The 20,727-nt window shown below is 42.7% G+C and carries 17 protein-coding genes, 1 tRNA gene and 2 pseudogenes; 3 read left to right on the top strand and 17 right to left on the bottom strand.

Features of this window, described 5'->3' with window-relative positions; genetic code table 11:
* Positions 1 to 35: 35 nt before the first annotated feature.
* A complete protein-coding gene (locus LOC50_RS02500; RefSeq protein ID WP_214552510.1) occupies positions 36 to 656 on the top strand; it encodes an AhpA/YtjB family protein in 621 nt (206 codons plus the stop codon).
* Here LOC50_RS02500 and LOC50_RS02495 read toward each other — a convergent pair.
* The 11 genes and pseudogenes from LOC50_RS02495 to LOC50_RS02440 all read right to left on the bottom strand — a co-directional run bounded on the left by LOC50_RS02495 (position 623) and on the right by LOC50_RS02440 (position 11,396).
* Complete coding sequence (locus LOC50_RS02495; protein ID WP_250653561.1) at positions 623 to 1,390, bottom strand: TatD family hydrolase; 768 nt, start codon at positions 1,388 to 1,390, stop codon at positions 623 to 625. The two genes, LOC50_RS02500 and LOC50_RS02495, sit on opposite strands and share 34 nt — an antisense overlap.
* Positions 1,391 to 1,402: 12 nt before the next feature.
* Positions 1,403 to 2,041 (bottom strand): pyridoxamine 5'-phosphate oxidase, encoded by a 639-nt coding sequence (gene pdxH / locus LOC50_RS02490; RefSeq protein WP_024602100.1) that lies wholly within the window; start codon positions 2,039 to 2,041, stop codon positions 1,403 to 1,405.
* A 433-nt stretch (positions 2,042 to 2,474) separates the two neighbouring features.
* On the bottom strand, positions 2,475 to 4,217 hold the full coding sequence (gene argS / locus LOC50_RS02485) for an arginine--tRNA ligase (protein ID WP_250653560.1): 1,743 nt from the start codon (positions 4,215 to 4,217) through the stop codon (positions 2,475 to 2,477).
* 62 nt (positions 4,218 to 4,279) lie between these two features.
* Complete coding sequence (gene prfC, locus LOC50_RS02480; RefSeq protein ID WP_248474070.1) at positions 4,280 to 5,869, bottom strand: peptide chain release factor 3; 1,590 nt, start codon at positions 5,867 to 5,869, stop codon at positions 4,280 to 4,282.
* A gap of 255 nt (positions 5,870 to 6,124) precedes the next feature.
* The gene (locus LOC50_RS02475; protein ID WP_069440049.1) at positions 6,125 to 6,772 is read right to left on the bottom strand and encodes a LexA family protein; all 648 of its coding nucleotides are present in this window, start codon (positions 6,770 to 6,772) and stop codon (positions 6,125 to 6,127) included.
* 200 nt (positions 6,773 to 6,972) lie between these two features.
* Positions 6,973 to 7,415: pseudogene (locus LOC50_RS17410) on the bottom strand (alcohol dehydrogenase catalytic domain-containing protein); the annotation flags it as partial.
* A 42-nt stretch (positions 7,416 to 7,457) separates the two neighbouring features.
* Entirely contained in the window at positions 7,458 to 7,898 is a 441-nt protein-coding gene (locus LOC50_RS02465; RefSeq protein WP_036984080.1) for a PaaI family thioesterase, read from the bottom strand.
* Between the two features lie 27 nt (positions 7,899 to 7,925).
* On the bottom strand, positions 7,926 to 8,288 hold the full coding sequence (locus LOC50_RS02460; RefSeq protein WP_250653559.1) for a GNAT family N-acetyltransferase: 363 nt from the start codon (positions 8,286 to 8,288) through the stop codon (positions 7,926 to 7,928).
* Between the two features lie 212 nt (positions 8,289 to 8,500).
* Positions 8,501 to 9,509: pseudogene (locus LOC50_RS17405) on the bottom strand (zinc-dependent alcohol dehydrogenase family protein).
* 46 nt (positions 9,510 to 9,555) lie between these two features.
* Positions 9,556 to 10,563, bottom strand: a complete 1,008-nt coding sequence (locus tag LOC50_RS02445; protein WP_250653556.1) for a zinc-dependent alcohol dehydrogenase family protein — start codon at positions 10,561 to 10,563, stop codon at positions 9,556 to 9,558.
* 74 nt (positions 10,564 to 10,637) lie between these two features.
* Positions 10,638 to 11,396, bottom strand: coding sequence for an SDR family oxidoreductase (locus LOC50_RS02440; protein ID WP_250653555.1), 759 nt, complete (start codon positions 11,394 to 11,396; stop codon positions 10,638 to 10,640).
* A 159-nt stretch (positions 11,397 to 11,555) separates the two neighbouring features.
* On the opposite strand from LOC50_RS02440, the gene LOC50_RS02435 reads away from it, so the two are divergent.
* Positions 11,556 to 12,449 (top strand): LysR family transcriptional regulator, encoded by an 894-nt coding sequence (locus tag LOC50_RS02435; RefSeq protein WP_036983391.1) that lies wholly within the window; start codon positions 11,556 to 11,558, stop codon positions 12,447 to 12,449.
* A 520-nt stretch (positions 12,450 to 12,969) separates the two neighbouring features.
* Here the strand turns inward: LOC50_RS02435 and LOC50_RS02430 are convergent.
* Both LOC50_RS02430 and LOC50_RS02425 read right to left on the bottom strand, forming a co-directional pair.
* Entirely contained in the window at positions 12,970 to 14,184 is a 1,215-nt protein-coding gene (locus LOC50_RS02430; protein WP_138627176.1) for a type II toxin-antitoxin system HipA family toxin, read from the bottom strand.
* Complete coding sequence (locus LOC50_RS02425; protein ID WP_001969648.1) at positions 14,177 to 14,404, bottom strand: helix-turn-helix domain-containing protein; 228 nt, start codon at positions 14,402 to 14,404, stop codon at positions 14,177 to 14,179. Before LOC50_RS02425 ends, LOC50_RS02430 begins: the two co-directional genes overlap by 8 nt.
* A 999-nt stretch (positions 14,405 to 15,403) precedes the next feature.
* Here LOC50_RS02425 and LOC50_RS02420 point away from each other — a divergent pair.
* Positions 15,404 to 18,061: an ATP-binding protein gene (locus LOC50_RS02420; RefSeq protein ID WP_248474078.1), complete on the top strand. Its 2,658-nt coding sequence runs from the start codon at positions 15,404 to 15,406 to the stop codon at positions 18,059 to 18,061.
* A gap of 3 nt (positions 18,062 to 18,064) precedes the next feature.
* On the opposite strand, the gene rimI is transcribed toward LOC50_RS02420, so the two are convergent.
* From rimI to guaA, 4 genes are all read right to left on the bottom strand, one after another.
* Entirely contained in the window at positions 18,065 to 18,529 is a 465-nt protein-coding gene (gene rimI, locus LOC50_RS02415; protein WP_248474081.1) for a ribosomal protein S18-alanine N-acetyltransferase, read from the bottom strand.
* A complete protein-coding gene (locus LOC50_RS02410) occupies positions 18,516 to 18,800 on the bottom strand; it encodes a hypothetical protein (RefSeq protein ID WP_138627174.1) in 285 nt (94 codons plus the stop codon). The genes rimI and LOC50_RS02410 overlap by 14 nt, the downstream gene beginning before the upstream one ends.
* Before the next feature lie 63 nt (positions 18,801 to 18,863).
* Positions 18,864 to 18,940 (bottom strand) — tRNA-Trp (locus LOC50_RS02405).
* Between the two features lie 145 nt (positions 18,941 to 19,085).
* Entirely contained in the window at positions 19,086 to 20,663 is a 1,578-nt protein-coding gene (guaA, locus tag LOC50_RS02400) for a glutamine-hydrolyzing GMP synthase (protein ID WP_250653554.1), read from the bottom strand.
* Positions 20,664 to 20,727 lie beyond the last annotated feature (64 nt).

Raw genomic sequence — 20,727 nt, 5'->3', positions numbered from 1 at the left:
AAATCAAAATGCTGTCAGCAGCATATACGGTGACTATGAAAAATAACCATCTTAAAAATCCACTTACAGCCTCGCAAAAAAAGCGTTTAGTCCGTTTGCTATTGGCCGCTGGCTGCTTTGTATTATTAAGCTGGGTGGGTATAAATAGTAGCTTTCAAAGTCATCAACTGCTTTACGATAATGCCAATAGCGCAGCTAAATCTCTCACTCAGTTTATGGCACTGAATGCTAAAAATCCGCTGATAGAAAAAAACAAGCAGCAACTGACCACCTTATGCAACAATATCAGTAAAGATGAATTTGTACTCTCGGCCACTATTTATGACAAACAAGGTGTGGTACTTGCGAGCAGCGATAATTGGCAATCGCATCATGTGTATGGCTTATTACCTGACTCATCACCGGGTATTAGTAAGTTAAAAACGCCTTTTGTTGAGCAAGTTATTTCAGACGACAACCGCCCGATTGGCTTTGTATCTATTACCTATTTAACCCGTGCTGCGGTATCGGCTAGCCATAATCACTTTCATGATTTAGGTCGCCAAGTGCTACTTATGTTAGTGATTGTCTGTATTTTTACTTGGCAATTAGGCCGAGGATTAAAGCGCTGGCAAGTAAATCGTTATATACAAAAAACGTCTGAGCATGAATCATAAAGCTGCTCAGCTAATTGAAATTTATCGCTATTTTGTTTTAAACCATAAAGCGCATCAAATACGTTAGGAATATGCAGTGGGGTATTTACCTCCCCTTGATAGCCACTTAGCGGCATTGAAGGTGAGTCAGTTTCAAGCACCAAATGCTGCGGCTCAAGCTTTGCTATAACTGCACGTGTTTTAGCTGCACGCTCGTAAGTTATAACCCCACCGACTCCAAGTTTAAAACCCTGCTTTATATAATAGTGCGCTTGTTGAATTGAGCCTGAAAAAGCATGGATCACACCGCCGTTTTTTGGCCTACAACGCTTAAACGACTGCGCAATTAAATCATGGCTTTGCCTGTGATGAACAATTAGCGGTAAATCAAGCTCATTAGCAAGCGCTGTTTGCTGCTCAAACAAAAAGGTTTGTTTTTCAAGATTTTCGATACTGCGATCGAGACCGCACTCACCAATAGCCACCAGCTGTGCTTTATTTGCTTTAGCAAAATTAAATAATGACTCTAAATGTGATTGTTGGTGTTGCTCTAAAAAGTAAGGATGCAGCCCTGCCGCTATGCTGACTTGTGGGTAGGTTGCTTTAAACCCTAGTAGGTTTTGAGATTGCGCCAAGCTAATACCTGGCACAATAAATTGGCTAACGCCCTTTGCTACACAGGCATTAATAAGTGATTCGCGGTTTGCGTCAAACTCACTAAAATCAAGATGGCAATGCGAGTCTATAAACTTCAAAAAACTAGCCCACTACGGATTTAAGCGCGTTATTTGCCAGCTATTATCGGCCTGACGCTGATACATAAAGCGATCATGTAGACGGTGCGCTCCGCCCTGCCAAAACTCGATTTTTTGCGGCACAACACAATATCCGCCCCAAAAATCAGGAAGTGGTATTTCACCTTTGGCAAACTTGTTTTTCATATTGGCAAAGGTTTCCATTAACACTTTGCGCGACGACACCGGGCGGCTTTGTTGCGACGCCCAAGCGGCTAATTGACTTTCTTTTGGACGTGATAAAAAGTACTTAGCCACGGCTGACGTTGGAAGCGGCTGCGCCTCACCATACACAATCACTTGGCGCTCCATGTGGTGCCATGGAAAGTGCAAGGAAATTTTATTATTGCCTTTAAGCTCTTGTGCTTTTCGTGAACCGGTATTAGTAAAAAACACAAAACCGTTATCATCTAAATGCTTTAGCAGCACAATACGCTGTGAGGGCTGACCAGTGTCATCAACCGTAGCGACCACCATTGCTGTAGGGTCGGGTAAATTACTGGCAACAGCATGCTCAAGCCAGGTCTCAAACTGCTTAAACGGATCATCAAGCAAGTTGTCTTCACTGAGCGCATCTTGCAGGTATTCACGACGGATGTCTTCGAGTTTCATAAACAAATCCTTCTAAAGAGCTATCAGCTACAAAATTAATGCACCTATAGGAGAGGTCAAGTATTAACACCTAACATTATCTGCAAGTGTAGAAGTGCTAGCAAGGAGGTAAAACTATTTATGTCAAGGAGCATACGGTTTGTATGTGACTTAGGCTAAATAGTTTTACCAACGCAGCTAAAGCGAACTACACGCAGCAGACGTTCACCTAAGTAGTTTAGCCTAAGACAAGGCATTCACCCCTACTTATCCCTATGAGCATACGTAGTTGTATGTGATTAGGGTCAACTATTTAGTGCCAAGCTTCGCATCTGCAAGTGTAGAAGTGCTGACAAGGCGAAGTGCTTTTTTACGCCAAAGAGCATACGTTTTTGTATGTGACTTAGGCTAAAAAAGCACGACAACGCAGTCAAAGCGAACTACACGCAGCAGATTACATTTGCTCCATGACTTCGATGCCTAACAGATCTAAACCCGTTTTTAGCGTATCTGCCACTAAATTACACAGCACTAAACGGCTATCACGTACGCTTGGCTCTACCCCTTCTTTAAGTACTGGGCAAGCTTCATAGAATGTCATGTATAAACTAGCTAATTCGTATAAGTAACCACATAATACGTGCGGTGTGGCTTCATTGATCATCAGATCAAGGACTTCTTCTAACTGTAATAATTTAAGCGCGAGGGTTTTCTCTTGCGGCTCAATAATACTTACATCGGCTTTTAAGCTTACAGCATCAACGCCAAATTTACGGAAAATACTGCGAACACGCGTATAAGCATATTGTAAGTAAGGGGCTGTTGCGCCTTCAAAGCTTAGCATGCTGTCCCAGTTGAAGATGTAATCGCTGGTACGGTGCTTAGAAAGGTCAGCATATTTAACTGCGCCAATACCTACTTTACGCGCAATTTCACTGCGCTCATGTTCTGATAAGTCAGATTCACGCTCTGCAAGTTTTGTTGCTGCACGGCTAATCGACTCTTCAAGTAAATCAGCAAGTTTTACTGTACCACCTGTACGAGTTTTAAATGGTTTACCATCAGCGCCCATCATGGTGCCAAATGGACAAAACTCATAGCTTGTTTCATCACGTAATAAACCGGCTTTACGCGCAGTTAGCTCTACTTGATTAAAGTGAAGACTCTGGCGTGCATCAACAAATATTAAAATACGATCTGCGCCTAGTTTGTTGGAACGGTAATCACACGCTGCTAAGTCGGTAGTTGCATATAAAAACCCGCCACCTGATTTTTGCACGATAAACGCCGATGGCTCACCATCTTTATTGGCAAGTTCATCTAAAAATACGACTTGTGCGCCTTGCGACTCTACAGCTATGTTTTTATCTTTTAATAAGCTAATAATATCGTTAAGCTCACTGTTGTAAGCACTTTCTGCCATAATATCGTCTTGCGTAAGTGTTACGTTTAGACGCTTGTAAACTTCTTCAGAGTGCTTTACAGACGTGGCGATGAATAACTTCCACAGTTTTTCACAGTGTGCATCGCCACCTTGTAATTTAACAACGTAATCACGGGCTTTATCAGCAAAGCCTTCTTCATCGTCAAAACGTTTTTTCGCATCACGGTAGAAGGTTTCTAAATCAGCAAGCGCTACCGACTCTAAGTCTACGCCTTGGCTAATTTGATCTTCTAAATGCGCAATTAGCATACCAAACTGTGTGCCCCAATCGCCCATGTGGTTTTGGCGAATGACTTTATCGCCTCTAAATTCAAGCGCACGTACAATGGCATCACCGATAATGGTTGAACGCAAATGGCCTACGTGCATTTCTTTTGCAAGGTTAGGCGATGAATAATCTACCACAACAGTTTGCGGTTCAGCGTGCTCGTTTACAGACAGTTTTGCATCGCTATTTGCTGCTTTTACACTGTTGGCCAAAAACTCAGGCTTTAAATGAATATTAATAAAACCTGGGCCGGCAATTTCTGTTTTTTCTGCAATGTCAGTTACATCTAGATTATCAATAATTTTTTGTGCAAGCTCGCGTGGGTTGCTTTTCATTTTTTTAGCGGCGCCCATTGCACCATTAATTTGATAATCACCAAATTGTGGACGTGTGCTTTGTGTAACTGCTGGGTTTGTGTCTTCAGGCAAGCCTGCTGCAATCATAGCGGCAATGGCTTTTTCTACTAAGATAGTACGAATGTTCATTATATTATTTACCTTTGTAAGCCCGCTAAAGCAGGCTTTCAGTTAACTTTAGTCAGTCAATTCTAGTTTTCGCGCGTATGGCTAAATGTTACGTCTGGGTAACGTTCTACCGATAGATTAAGGTTTACACGGCTCGGCGCTATGTAAGTTAAGTTATCGCCACCATCGAGTGCTAGGTTGCTTTCGCACTTGCGTTTAAACTCTTCAAACTTTTTAACATCATCACAGTGTACCCAACGCGCAGTATTTACGTTTACGCCTTCATAAATTGCATCTACGTTGTACTCTGCTTTTAAACGCGCTACAACCACGTCAAACTGAAGCACACCTACCGCGCCCACAATCAAATCGTTATTAATAAGTGGTCTAAATACCTGAACTGCGCCCTCTTCAGATAGCTGTACTAAGCCCTTTAATAACTGCTTTTGTTTAAGCGGATCTTTTAATCGAATACGACGAAATAGCTCAGGGGCAAAGTTAGGAATGCCACTAAATTTTAGCTTTTCGCCTTGCGTAAAGGTATCACCAATTTGGATTGTGCCGTGGTTGTGTAAACCAATAATGTCGCCCGCGTATGCATCAGCTGCGCGCTCACGATCGCCTGCCATAAAGGTTACCGCATCAGAAATGCTTATTTGTTTACCTATACGCACATGGTTCATTTTCATGCCTTGGCTGTATTTACCCGATACAATACGCATGAAGGCAATGCGGTCGCGGTGTTTAGGGTCCATATTGGCCTGAATTTTAAACACAAAGCCGGTAAAATTTTCTTCTGTTGCAACAACTTGGCGATCATCTGTTTCGCGCGGCAATGGTGTTGGTGCCCACTGCGTTAAACCATCAAGTACATGGTCTACACCAAAGTTACCAAGGGCTGTACCAAAGTACACAGGCGATAACTCACCCGCTAAAAACAGCTCAAGATCAAACTCGTTAGAGGCACCTATTACTAGCTCCAGTTCTTCACGTAATTGTTCAGCGAGCTCTTCACCAATGGCAGTATCAAGCTCTGGGTTGTCAAGGCCTTTAACTGTACGTACTTCTTGAATAGTATGACCTTGGCCTGTTTTGTATAAAATCGCCTCGTCATTATGAATGTGGTAAACACCTTTAAACTCTTTACCACAACCAATTGGCCACGTAATAGGCGCACAAGCAATATTTAGCTCTGTTTCTACTTCATCTAGTAGCTCCATTGGGTCACGAATATCACGGTCACACTTATTCATAAAGGTAACAATAGGCGTGGTTCGTAGACGGGTAACTTCCATTAGTTTACGGGTACGGTCTTCTACACCTTTGGCGGCATCAATAACCATTAAACACGAGTCTACCGCGGTCAATGTACGGTAAGTATCTTCTGAGAAGTCCTCGTGCCCAGGGGTATCAAGTAAATTAACTAGCGCATTGTTATATGGAAACTGCATTACAGAAGTAGTAACCGATATACCACGCTCTTTTTCCATTTCCATCCAGTCAGACTTTGCATGTTGATTAGAGCCACGGCCTTTTACAGTACCGGCTTTTTGAATCGCTTGTCCGAACAAAAGTACTTTTTCGGTGATGGTTGTTTTACCAGCATCCGGATGCGAGATGATAGCAAAGGTCCTTCGCTTATTGATTTCATTAAGAAAATCTTGGTTTGCCATGTATAAATTCTTTTAGTTTGTACACGGATTTGTACACACTTTTGGAAGTACTCTCTTTCAGTTCTTCGCTTGTCAAATCCGTTATGTTAATCGTAATTGGACGCTATTTTCGCTGATCTTGACTTTATAAACAATCAATGGTTATCAAATCGGTTACCATTTACTCTCAGCGTGCGCCAATGCTCAGTTGTAGCTGTTTGCAATCGTTGCTTCTTCAGCTCATGAACAACTGTGGCTAAACCACAAATTCCTTCGCTACCAAAAATCGATGATAGCTTGTCGTACTACACCAATGATAGTGCAGTTGCCGTTGATCGGTATTGCAGGGTATTGGGGGTTCAAAGGTTTTAGGTACTTCTGTTCACCGTCAATGACCAACTGCTTAAAGGTTGCTTCTTTCGAATCATCCAAACGCGCAACAACCAATGAACCTGAAGTGCAAGGTAACTCAGGATCAACAACGATCACTGCCCCCTCAGGTATGGATTTTTTCCCGCTTGGACTTTCCATACTGTCGCCTTTTACGCGAAGTGCGAAACAACCCTCATGTGCTTTTCCAGTGACTTCACGCCACTCTTCAGCATCTTCATGGGCAAATCCCTCCGCTATTTCAGTCCAATCACCGGCCTGAACCCAGTTAATGAGAGGAATTCTTCCCTTAATGTCAGGCCCAACTTCTACATTACCGACCCCCAAGCCAATCTCGCCATCACCTGTGGCGAGCCAATGAGCATTCACGCGAAGCGCCTCCGCGATCTGCATGGTGTAACGAGACCTAGCCGATTTACCAGAGCAAATCTGGCTGATCGACTGCTGTTTGATACCAATGCGACGAGCCAACTCAGACTGAGTCACCCCAGTAAGCTGCAAGGCATGGTTTAGTCGTTCGGATAAAGTTTTCATAAGCCCGTATTCTACAAATAAAACTGTAGCCTTTCAACAATTTTAACTGTTGACCAATCTACAGTTTAAACTGTAACACTCGATCTTGTAACAGTTATTATTGTAACAGGTGACGGTATGGAAGTGTTCAACATGTTCTTAGATTGTGAAACCGCTCGATATAAAAAAATATATCGGCACAATGACCGACAGCACTCATGCTCCCCAAAAGCGCCATAAACTGTCAGGTACTGCATCCAAGCTGCTGCGCCTTCAGCAAAGGTTAGCCCTGCTGGTTTGAGTGCTACATATTCACTTGGTACGACAATCTCTTCTGCGTAGCAGCCATTCTGAGAAAGCCCCATCTGAGGGACAATACAAACCTCTTCCCCAAGGCGTAAATGATTTACCTCTTCCCCGACTTCAATGACTACCCCGGATGCTTCATAGCCGATTCGTAAAGGGAAGTCGGCCTTTTCTATAGTGGCCTCGCCTAAACATGGCATCAGCACGATTGAGCCTAACAACTTTGACCGCAATACGTACATCAGTGGCCTGCAAACTTGGACTCGCCAGCGAGTCAATAGTTAATAGTTAATACCTCGGGACCACCTAATTCATGGAAACGAACAGTTCGAATTAGTTTTCTTGGGCTCTTATGCATTCTCAACAATAATCTTTTAAGCGGAGTCAAGCTTTCAGAGAGTTAATTGTTTTTAATATTCTCACTTCGTTCCGATGTATAGGGCGGTATAGAGTATGTACCCACAACATGTGCTACTAAATCACTCACCCCCTCAGAGTACAGAGAAACCTCCCCAACCACGAGAGTACGGCCGACTTTTATCAGAGAACATTCCGCAATGATTCGCTCATTTGCCGATGGCTTACGTAAGAAGTTGATGTTAAGGCTAGTTGTTACTGCCAATGGCACGATGCCAATTTTACCAAGTATCGCCACATAAAGTGCCACATCAGCCACACTCATTAAAACAGGCCCCGAAACCGTTCCGCCAGGACGTAATTCATCCTGACCTACATGATGAGATACAGTCGCTCCACCGTTGCCCACTGCTTCCACAACGCATTTGCTTTGTGGAAACTCCGATTTCATGAAAGCGATAACTTCTTCTTTTGTAGCTGTCATTGAGACTCCTTAAATATTTATTCACGTTTATAGGCACCTGGTGAAGCGTTGCTCCAAGACTTCTATACCCCTTTGTGAGCCTAGCTTCTCTTCCACCAATGCAAAGCCCTGACTTTCGTAAAGATATCGAGCTGCATTAAGCCCTGAAAAAGTCCATAAGTTGATTTGGACGAAACCCTGAGCATCGGCAAAAGCTAATGCAGAATTGAGAAGCTGTTTACCTAGTCCGAAACTTCTTAAAGAGTCGTCCACAATGAACCATCGTAAATGTGCTCGATTATGCCCAAGATCTTCACCATCAATGGCAACAGAAGCTGGAATTTTATCGTCCCGTTTGATCGTCCAAATCTCATTGCTTGGGTTATCAAGCCTTCCAATAAATTCCGCCATGCTACTCGCCACTGAACATGCAAATTCCCGACCAAACTCAGCCACTGTCGCGTAATAATGGGCATGCATCTGCGTAACACATGCAATCAAAATGAATGTCCCTAATCTGATCGTAAGATTCTGATTTAGTTCATTCGATTTCCGCAACAAAGCCCACGCTAATTATTATCAGGCACTGACTGAGTTGAGAGACCAGCGGAAGCTACGAACTGTTAATCAAGTTCGACCACTATTTTACCAATCTGCTGATTGGACTCCAGATAGTGATGCGCTGCTACTATCTCTTCAAATTTAAAGCTTCGATCAATGACAGGCTTGAGTGTTCCTTCGGATAAACCCGAGAGGATAAATTGCTTAGCTCTGCGAAAACGCTCGATGTCTTTTATAACTTCAGTAAACACATACCCCCTAACTGTCAGACTTTTACGAAGTGCTATTTTTAAGGGAAAAGGAGTCATTTCGGGACTTAATGCTCCGTGTACTATTATTGTTCCTTCAGGGCTCATTGCTTCAGCAATTTCAGCTATCTGCGGCCCACCGACAGCATCAAATGCGACTTTTAAATTGTTTGCTCCCAAGATGCTTCTCAAGCTATCCAGTAGCGGTTCTTCTTGGGTTGCAATCACATGGGCCCGCGCCAGCCTTGAGCACAGCAGCCTTTTTAGCTCCTGTTAGAGTTGTAGCGATAGGGATACCCCCCAGAGAATTCACAATTTGAATCGCAGCCAATCCAACACTGCTCGATGCGGCGGTTATCAGTACTGCATCGCCTTTTTGCACGTTAGCAATTTCGACCAAAGCGCCATAAGCTGTCAGGTACTGCATCCAAGCTGCTGCGCCTTCAGCAAAGGTTAGCCCTGCTGGTTTAAGTGCCACATATTCACTTGGTACGACAATCTCTTCTGCGTAGCAGCCATTCTGAGAAAGCCCCATCTGAGGGACAATACAAACCTCGTCCCCAAGGCGTAAATGATTTACCTCTTCCCCGACTTCAATGACTATCCCGGATGCTTCATAGCCAATTCGCGAAGGGAAGTCAGCCTTTTCTATATAGCTGCCTCGCCTAAACATGGCATCAGCACGATTGAGCCCAACAACTTTGACCGCAATACGTACATCAGTGGCCTGCAAACTTGGACTCGCGATCGAGTCAATAGTTAATACCTCGGGGCCACCTAATTCATGGAAACGAACAGTTCGAATTAGTTTTCTTGGGCTCATATGCATCCTCAACAATGACTTTTTAAGTAATTACAACAAAGACTTTTTAAGCAATTACATCAATAACTACTTTACCCATGGATCCCAACTCTACGGCATTATGTGCATCCATTGCCGTGTCTAGGGAAAAGCGTAACGGATCGAGTAGTGGCTTAATTTGTCCAGCTTCAACAAGAGCCGTAATTTGCCGCAGAATGTCACCATGATGTTCGCGCCCCTCTCCGCTGAGCTGTGGATGTAACACAAAAATCGCTGACAATGTTGCAGAGCGTAATGACGACGGTGCCAGGTTATGTGAGCTGAATGCTGCACAGCTTAAAATATGTCCATAATGTGCAATGATACCTAATGAGGCTTCGAGTACAGAGCCACCGACAGTGTCGTAAATGATATCGAATCCTTTACCTTGGGTGTATGCGTCCACGTACTCAGCAGGGCTTGCAGTGTGATAATCAATTGGCGTGGCACCAAGCGCCTTGAGCAGTTCTTGTTTTCCAGTCGATGCAGTGGCATAAACGTCGGCACCTAAGGCCTTAGCAATTTGCACAGCTACATGTCCAACTCCGCCAGCTCCACCTTGGATAAGGACTTTCTGGCCCGCTTTGACATTCGTCTTGTCAACCAAACCTTCCCAAGCGGTAAGTGCAACCAGAGGTAAAGCCGCAGCTTCACGCATGGACAAATTTTTCGGTTTAAGAGCAAGTAACTCAGCATCTACGTTGGCATATTCAGCCAATGATCCTTGCAATCCTCGCACTCCGCCAGTCAGACCATAAACTGCATCGCCTACTGCAAAGTCGGTGACGCCGTCGCCGATAGCAACAATTTCTCCAGCTAAATCGGTGCCAAGTACTGCGGGTAATTCCGGCATGGCATAAGGAGCGATACCTTGGCGGATCTTGTAATCAATAGGATTGACGCCACTTGCAAATATTTTTACTTGCACCTGACCTGCTGATGGAGAGGGTAAGTTAATCAGGGCATCCCGGAATACTGTACCCTCTTCATAGCTATCTAATACCAAAGCACGCATTTGTCTGTTTAACGCTGTCATCAATAACCTCACAAACTGAATATTCAGCGGGTGGTTAAATCACCCGCTGGTTAATAGGTCTTTTATTAAACGAATTAAAACTCTTGAACAGTTGGGCGCAGAACAATCTCGTTTATATCCACATCCGCAGGCTGCTCAATTGCGTATGCGATAGCACGAGCAACAGAGTCAGATGGAATTTCATTTTGCTGATAAAAATCTTTTACAAAGGCTGCACCCTGAGTATCTGAGCTTCCATGTTTTAAATCAGATTCGACTGCACCTGGTGAAATGATTGTTGAACGAATTTTACCCCCAACTTCATGGCGCAAGCCTTCGGCAATAGCGCGAACAGCGAATTTGGTTCCGCTATAAACCGTGCCGCCGGGACTGAATACTTTGATACCCGCTACGGATGAAATATTGATAAAGTGGCCTGTTCCCTGAGCCTGAAAGATCGGAAGCGCTGCGGCTACTCCATACAGCAGACCTTTAACGTTGATGTCAATCATGCGATCCCATTCGTCAACTCGAGTCTCAGCTAACGGTGCAATCGCCATTAACCCTGCATTATTGATAACCACATCAACTTTACCGAAGCGCTCTTGTGCAAGATTTACAAGGGCTTTCACTTCGTCCTGGCGAGTCACATCTGTCGCTTGAACCGCAACTTTTCCGCCCGCTGCGCGTATGTCAGCAGCAATAGCTTCAAGCTTCTCGATACGGCGGGCACCTAACACTACTGACGCACCAAGACTAGCCAGATATCTTGCTGTTGTTTCGCCTAAACCGCTGCTACCACCGGTGATAACAACGACTTTACTGCTGATGTTGTTTGCTAAAACACTGCTCATAGTTAATATCCTCAAATCAGTTGAATGAATGACTCTGTCTAAATAACAAACAAATTATCACTTACCCTCAGAAATTAATAAATGGAAAAGTTTTAATTTCACAATTCCTAAAAATGGAATAGTATTAATGTATTCATATCAAAACTGAATGTGACTGTGATGCTTAACAGATTAGAAATGCTCCGGATATTTTGTACTGCTGCTGAGTCTAGCAGCTTTAAAGAAGCGGCTAACCGTCTGGGAATTTCTCCTCAGGCAGTGACACGAGCAGTGAAGGAGTTAGAGCGATTGCAAGGGGAGCTTTTATTTCATCGAAATACTCGACACATACAAGTGACCCTAGTTGGAGAAAAATTTGCTGTGATAGCAAAAGAACGCCTGCGCGCTGTAGATGAATTGTTTCAAACAAGCGCCCCTAACTCGGGTAATGAATTACAAGGGCGGGTTCGTATCGCAGCGCCTGTTGGTTTTGGTCATAAATGCTTAATGCCAGTATTACTGGAACTCTCAACAATACATCCTCAACTGGATATAGACCTGACACTCAGTGACGAGCGCGTGGATGTAGTTGACGAAAAAATAGATATTGGGATTCGTATCGGCTTCATGAGAGATAGTCGATTTATTGCCCGCCAGCTCACCAAAATTAATATGTATGTCGTGGCTTCGCGTGAGTTAATAAATAAAGTGGGAAAGCCTGCGTCTATTGAAGATCTAAACCACTTGCCGGCTACAGGGTTAGTAGATCGCAATACGGGAAAGCTTTGGCCATGGATTTTTTCCATGGACAGACAGTGGACCCCATCCATAACACGTTTTCGAAGTGCCGACACCGAAGCTGAATTAATGGCTATACAAAATGGACTGGGGTTTGCTCAAATTCCTGACTTTTTGGTCCAAGACTTATTACGCCAAGAGAAACTGGTGAGAGTGTTAGAAGAGGCCGAGCCTGTGCCTTGGGATTTATATATTTATCGCCCTCAACGTGGTCCAGTACCACCACGTATTCGATTGGTTTTTGATCACTTGGTGTCAAGATTGAGTGGCCGCTAATGGCACATAAGTAATATTCATAAAGTGCGAATACTACATTAGCTCACTTTACTGCAAAAACCGTAACCAATGTCTTCATTGAGTCACCAGGAATCATAACAAAGTGCATTTTGCTACCAACATGCTGCCATGTTCTGAATCGTCGGAACAGGATTCACATCAAATGCGCCTGCCAAGCCCTGAACTTACTTGTTTTTCGCGAACGGACAAGAAGAGCTTGCCACAAACGGCTTTGATACCACTATTGAGCCATCACTTTGTAAGATGTTAGAAAAGGGGTTACCTGGTGCGCTACTGCTGTCATCTGCATTCTCCTGAAAATCAATGTAAAGCTATCATCGCCTGATTCATCACTTGTTGATGGTCAGAAAGATGCATGATTTGTTCAGAAGATCAGCCTTATCAAGACACCGGTATCATTGTGCGGTTTACCAAATTTCCAGTTTACGGCGAAAAGCGCCGTAAAATCGCATAAGGTTAAACCATCTTTATCGATATGTATGCTTTAGCTACTAGTAATTCAACGTAGCGGTATGCTTCGTAAGTGCGTTTCGATGGCTTCAATCACTGTCTTAGTGAGGGGTAAATGCGCTTTTTCTTTCGCCCATATCTCATGGAAGCCTGCTACGGTTTGCTTTGCGGTATCTAACACCAACTTTTCTGGTAACATGGCTTTAGCCGCGAAGTGTGATAATTCATCCAACGTGAAATCGCTGAATTTCTTGCTACGGCTCACCTTAAGCGATGCACTATCATCGGGGATATAAGGAATGGTTGAAACAAAGTCATAAGCAGGTGCAATAGACGCGGTGCGCTTATCTTTGTAGATCACAGACCAATTCTTCAAATGCATATCAGCATTACCAATTAGAGTATTGAACACCAATCGGCGAGTAAATTCAGCAATGTCTTCGTCTTGCCCTTCAATACCGATAACATGAGCAATATTGCGCATACTGGCTTTTTTGTATTTATCTTGAGGATAAACACCAAACACTTGCGCAAAGTCTTCAATGTGAACAGCTTGACCATCTGCACGGTCAAAACGCTTAATCACAAACGCACTGTCACCAAATTTGCCAATGCCATTGGGGATATTAGCAATCCGATTAATGGGGAGTAGCTGCGTTTCTGGCACGTCCATTCCCAACATTCGAGCCAGTTCCATCATCGAATATTCATTTTCTGGCACAGCTTCAAACCGAGACGACGGTAATTTTACAATCCAAGAGCCACCTTGACCGGTTGCTGGGATCGTCAAACCGCCATTTGCCTGCTGCACAGCTGAAAACTTCAACTGCACTCCCGCCAATGAAAAACGCATTGGCTCATCTGTTTTCGTTTCATCTTCTATGTCTTGATGCACACTAGGTGGTAAAGCTTCACCATCCGCAGGCACAACCGTGATTGCGCCTGCCAAATCCTGTCCCAGTACCCACAATAGAAAAAACTCCCGCGCTGGATTTACACCGGCACGCTCTGCCAGGTAATTTCGCATGGTTTCTTCTGGCAAAAGGTTAGAGAAAAACGGGGTTAACTTGGTTTGGGTCGGTTTGAAGCTAGTCAGCAAGCCACCTAGCGAATCTTTAAAGCCAAGCCCTAACACAGGCCGTGATTCGTCATTAATGTACGAATCCATAAAGGAAAAAATCGTTCTGTCATTGCCCACGTTGGTGATCGTTGCAATGGGTTCACCGTAAAGCAAAACGTTGAGCGTAGAGACATGGTTAGTCATCGTCGTCTTCCTCTAACTGATAGGCGGGCGACATTGGCTCACCCTCGTCGCTGATGCCGTTAATACCTTGTCCACTTCGAATGATCGACTTGATGGCAGGTACAGATTTTTTAGGCGCAACCAATAGCTCTAGGTCTAGTACACGGGCAAGTGCAATCAAACTGGATATTCTTAAATCAACACTGCCAGACTCGATTTTCGAAATATGGCTTTGAGGCACCCCCGAACGAGCACTTAACTCTCTCTGGCTAAACCCCTTTCGTACCCGAGCTTCTCGAAGACTTTCTAGTATCTGCTCTGTTACATAGCTCATTACGATACGCCTTAATGCATCACTTAAGAATAATTATATACAAAAACATATCAAAGTAACTCAAATAACACAAATTCGATTAGCCATTACATATCAAAAGCCATGAACTGATACATAATTATATATAAGTAGAAGGAGATTTTTGTCATCGACAAAAGAGCGATACTCTCGCTGATAATCGCGAACTGACGCATCAAACTCCCTAAGTACTTTTGTCGCTCAGCTCATATACAGCAAGGTCTAAAGAAGAACTCGCGTCAACCCCAGTAACGACAAGGCCTACAGCCAGGTTTGTGTCATGGAATTTTCGCCAAAGACCTCTAAAACGGAATTTGTACTCAAGTTTGTACACACTTCCCGAGGTTACGCTTGAACATCATTGAAAAGCAAAGAAACGAGAAAAAGACAAAAAGCCTTTAAATTCAGTACGTAGAGATGTGATTGTGGTGTGCAATGAAAGGTGGTTTTAAGCGTTGAAAGGCTGGGCGGCATCAGGATGCGAGATGATCGCAAAGGTACGGCGTTTATTAATTTCGCTAAGGAGATTTTGGTCTGCCATTAAAAAGGCTCTTTTTGTTGATATACGGATGTATTTGTATTTTAGTATGCTGAGCTTTCAAGGCTAAAAACAAGCTAACCTAGAAAGCGCAACATACCCCAACAAGAACCCAAATTAGCTCTTGTGACGCTATCCGTAAAGTTAATCGTAATTGAAGACTACCTTCGCTGATCTTGGCGCTATAAACAATCAATGGTTAGTTATTAACGGATCTTTTTTAAGTTTGGTGTTTTCAGCGATTATTAACAATAACGCTATAAATTGCCCACTAACTTAACACCAAGCTTGAGTAATAGTGCTGTAAATCATACTATTGGTCGATTAAATGGAGGATTTGATGTTGGGTAATGAAAACCAGTAAGCTAAGTATTCGATTATTATGGTATATAACTCCACTGGTTATACTGCCGTTGTTATTTTTAGGTGGGTTTACGCTCACTAATGTAACTAACTCTACGCAAAAACAAGCTGACTTGATCATGAGTCGCTTTGTAGAGCAACAACAGCAAAAAGTATTCAACTATATAGACTCTTTTCATGCAACGGCTAAGTTACTCTCTGCCTCACCGGTACTAAGTGACTTTTTAGCTAAAGGTTTATTTGAAGACGCCAGCTATACCTATCGCCTTGGCGCGTTAATGGATGTATTTGCCAGTTACAGTGAAGCCTACCCTGATATTATTAGTATTAATTTAGTCTCAAAAACCGGTGAAAGTGATGCCTATTACTCCAGTAATTTAACTGTCGCGCCAAAGTCTTATCCGTTTTTTGATCAAGTTAAACAAAGTAATTTAAGCCAGCAGCAGTTTATGGTGCAAAAAGAAGATGGCACCACCAACTTATATTTTGTGCAACGCATATACAGCGTTGACTACTATTTAAAACGCCCACAACAACTTGGTTTTATTGTCCTTAAGGTCGAACCTTCGATTTTAAACACCAGTATTTTAGAAGCCCCTTATAACAATACCTTAAATTTACTACTCGCCAATGATGGTAAAATTTTATTTAGCTCTGATTATAAAATGCGTGGCCACTATGTTAGTGAGTATGAACTTAATAAAATTAATGACCTAGCTGATATTGGCAGCTTATCAACCATTGAGTTTTCGAGCGTTGATAAAGTAGAACGATTGATTTTTGCAGCCCAAATGAGTGGCGGCTACTATTATGTGTCGACCATTCCTAAAGCGGTACTGTATCAATCAGGTAAAGCAATTAGTGTCATCACCGGGCTAATTGTAATTATTTCTGTGATCACCCTACCGATCTTAATTTTTATTGTGGTACGCAATTTACTGCTTAACCCAATTGAATTACTAGGTGAAGCAAGTCATCGCGTTGGTGATGGCGACCTCTCAGTCACACTGCCTGCTTATACTACCGATGAGGTAGGCATACTGTTTAACGACTTTAATCACATGATTAACCAAATTAAGCATTATCAGCAGCAACTAGAAGAATATAAGCATCATTTAGAAGATAAAGTAGAGAGTCGTACTAAGGCACTTGAATCAATGAATAGTAAGCTTGAAACCGCCATCGCCCAAGCAGAACAAGCAAACCAGCTTAAGAGCCGCTTTTTAGCCAATATGAGTCATGAAATTCGCACTCCGCTTACAGCTATTATGGGATTTACAGAGCAACTACTGCATAGCGAAAAAGCAACCAATGACAAACATCATTTAGGCACTATTCTACGTAATTCAAAACATTTGTTAGAGCTTATTAATAACATTCTCGATCTTTCAAAAATTGAAGCCGAAAAACTGGCGGTTGAGCAAACGCCGTTAAATGTTGTACAACTTATTCATGATGTTGAATCAATCATTAAACCTTTAGCGCAAGAGAAACAGCTGTCATTTACGATCAATTATTCGCTACCTTTGCCGCATACCATAAATAGTGACGTTACTCGTTTAAAACAAATACTGATTAATATTGCCAGTAACGCAGTTAAATTTACTGAGCAAGGCCAAGTAACAATTACGGCAAAGTTTCAAGCACCAAAAATTCTTACATTTATAGTTGAAGACACCGGTATAGGCATGTCGGCAAACCAAATAAGTCGATTATTTACGCCATTTGAACAAGCTGATGCCACAACCACACGCCGATTTGGTGGTACAGGATTAGGGCTATGTATTTCAAAAAATTTGGCTCAACTGCTCGGTGGCGATGTCAGCGTAACCAGTGAAGTGGGTGTGGGTAGTTGCTTTACTATCGATATAGATTGCCATTTAGGTAATGGGCTTAGTAGTAACCTTTTTTTGACTGAACACTCTCAGCTATCACCCGAAAAAGACCCGCAACTTTCTTTTGCAACCAATAACTTTGATGCGCATATTTTAGTGGCAGAAGATAACCCCGATAATCAGTTGCTGATAAAATTACTCCTTCAAACATGGGGGTTAGAGCCTGATATAGCCAATAATGGCGCACAAGCAGTAGAAATGGCACTAGTGAACGACTATCAGCTTATAATCATGGATATGCAAATGCCGGTTATGGGCGGCTTAGAAGCAACTAAAATGCTCAGAGATGCCGCCTACGATGGCCCAATTATCGCCCTGACCGCAAATGTCATGAACCATGATATAGATACTTACCTTAAAGCAGGCTGTAACAAAGCGCTGGCTAAACCCATTGATAAAGACGCACTAGAAAATGTATTAGTCAGCTATTTACACCTTGAACGCGATAATCAAAATAAGTGGGATAGCTTATTAAAAAGTGAGAAATTTCAGCAAATAAATGCTAATTATTTGGCAAGTTTACCTGATTACTTAAAGCAGATAAAAACCCTTTATAACAACCAAGATTGCGAAACACTACGCGCACTTGCCCACAGTATTAAGGGCAGTGCTGGTTGCTTTAACTTTGATGATATTTACCATAGCGCATCAGCGCTTGAGCAAAGTTTAAAAGGCAATGATATGACTCAAAGAGAAAAACGCGTTGTAGAACTCATTACAGCAATAGAACAAGCCATCGCTAATAAGTAATCATTAAAAATTTAAACCCAGTGCCATGCCCATTAAAATCGCATCTTCAAAGCCATTTTTATTGGGCGCATCGCTGGGGTAATAATTTTTACGCACAGACATTTCAGTAAAGCCTGCGCGTTCATACAAAGCAATCGCCCGCGTATTAGACTCTCTCACTTCTAAAAATAAGTTTTCGGCACTATGTTGCTCGCCATACGCTATAAACTGCGTTAATAACTGCTTAGCAAACCCTCGTCCCTGAAAGCTCGGGGCGACACAAATGTCCATTAAGGTAAAATCGGGCCCTGCTTTTTCACCAATGTAAAAGCCTATCATTTGCTCATCATCGAACGCAGCTAAATTAAAATAGCGGCCCTGCAAACACGACTGCATTGTTTTTAACGTCCAAGGGTGTGTATGACAGGCATTTTCAATGGCCATCAGCTCATTGATATTATCATCACTAACCGACTTAAAGTGTATCAAGGTGTTCACTCATTAAAGCCCATAACGCACGTTTTTGCGCACAGGTTAGGTTTGAATCAGGCAGGCCTAATTGTTGCTCACTAAACTCAATGATTGGCGATTTAACAATTGAGTTTATTGTTACAGGCGCAAAGGCACGCTCAATATCATTTTTTAATGTATCACAGAGTATTAACGATGAAGTCGCTGACAACTCAGCTTGAGCTGGGCGAAAGTGTTGATTAAGTTCAAGCTTTTCTATACCAAAAACAGATGCGTAACGTGAATGCATAACAACTCGATGGATTAGTAAGAGAATAATATAGGAAGTAATCAAAACAATGTAAAGAAGAGATGGCAGGGGCGGAGAGATTCGAACTCCCAACCGTCGGTTTTGGAGACCGCTGTTCTACCAATTGGAACTACGCCCCTGCAATGACGATGAATTATAAAGACCTTTTGACAAAGGTAAAGTAAAAAATCAACTTTTTGGTTTGTTTGCTTTTTAAATAAACAAAACGGCGAATTAGCATGCTAATTCGCCGTTAGTTATTACGAAATTACAGTAACTGGAGGATTATTCCCATTCGATAGTGGCAGGTGGTTTACCTGAAATATCGTAAACAACACGAGAGATACCGTCGATTTCGTTAATGATACGGTTTGAAACCACACCTAAGAATTCATACGGTAAATGTGACCAACGCGCAGTCATAAAGTCGATGGTTTCTACACAACGAAGTGAAACAACCCAATCATACTTACGTGCATCGCCCATAACCCCTACCGACTTAACCGGTAAGAATACAGTAAACGCTTGGCTTACTTTATGATAAAGCTCTGCTTTGTGAAGCTCTTCAATGAAGATAGCATCAGCGCGGCGGAGTAAGTCACAGTACTCTTTTTTGATTTCGCCAAGTACACGCACACCTAAACCTGGCCCTGGGAATGGGTGACGGTAAAGCATGTCGTACGGTAAACCTAGCTCTAAACCAATTTTACGTACTTCATCTTTAAATAACTCACGTAATGGCTCTACTAAGCCCATTTGCATATCATCTGGTAAGCCGCCCACATTATGGTGCGATTTAATTACGTGTGCTTTACCAGTCGCTGAAGCTGCTGATTCGATTACGTCAGGGTAAATTGTACCTTGACCTAACCATTTTGCGTTTTTAAGCTTTTTGGCTTGCTCATCAAATACATTAATAAACGTGTGGCCAATGGCTTTACGCTTATCTTCTGGGTCTGATTTACCTGCTAAGTCATTTAAAAATTGGTCTTCGGCATCTACTTTAACAATGTTTAAACCAAACTTATTGCCAAACATGTCCATTACTTGCTGGCCTTCGTTTAAACGAAGTAGCCCGTTATCAACAAATACACAGGTTAGTCGCTCACCAATAGCACGGTGAATAAGCATAGCCACAACCGATGAATCTACACCGCCTGATAAGCCTAAAATAACTTCGTCGTCACCTACAGTTTCTTTGATACGTTCAATGGCGTCATCAATTATTTTTGCCGGCGTCCATAATTTTTCACAACCACAAATATCAATAACAAAACGCTCTAGTAAACGTTGACCTTGATGCGTGTGCGTTACTTCTGGGTGAAATTGTACACCGTAAAAGCGCTTTTCTTCGTTAGACATTGCCGCATGCGGGCAGGTAGATGTTTTAGCTGTGGTTTTAAACGTATCTGGAATTTCCATTACTTTATCACCGTGGCTCATCCACACATCTAATACGCCATTGCCGCCATCAGTAATATGATCTTCAATGGCATCAAATAATGCACAGTTACCCACTTTTTCAACTTGTGCGTAACCAAATTCTTTTTTATCTGAACTATGTACACGGCCGCCAAGCTGCGTTGCCATAGTTTGCATGCCGTAACAAATACCAAGTACTGGAACGCCTGCATTGAATACATACTCAGGAGCACGCGGGCTATTTTCAAGCGTGGTTGATTCTGGGCCACCAGAAAGGATAATACCTTGTGGGTTAAACTCGCGAATTTGCTCTTCGGTTACATCCCAAGCCCAAAGCTCACAATAAACACCAATTTCGCGCACGCGACGGGCGATTAACTGCGTGTATTGTGAACCAAAATCTAAAATGAGGATTCGTGAATCGTGAATGTCTTTGCTCATGAAGTATCTCGTAAAGTCAGGTGCTAAACGCCACCAGCTAAAGCTGCGTGACTATATTAGGGCT

It is taken from the genome of Pseudoalteromonas sp. SCSIO 43095 (assembly GCF_023650455.1).
Classification (GTDB): domain Bacteria; phylum Pseudomonadota; class Gammaproteobacteria; order Enterobacterales; family Alteromonadaceae; genus Pseudoalteromonas; species Pseudoalteromonas tetraodonis.
The sequence above is the reverse complement of the archived record's forward strand: the minus strand, read 5'-3'. Positions and strand labels throughout refer to the sequence as shown.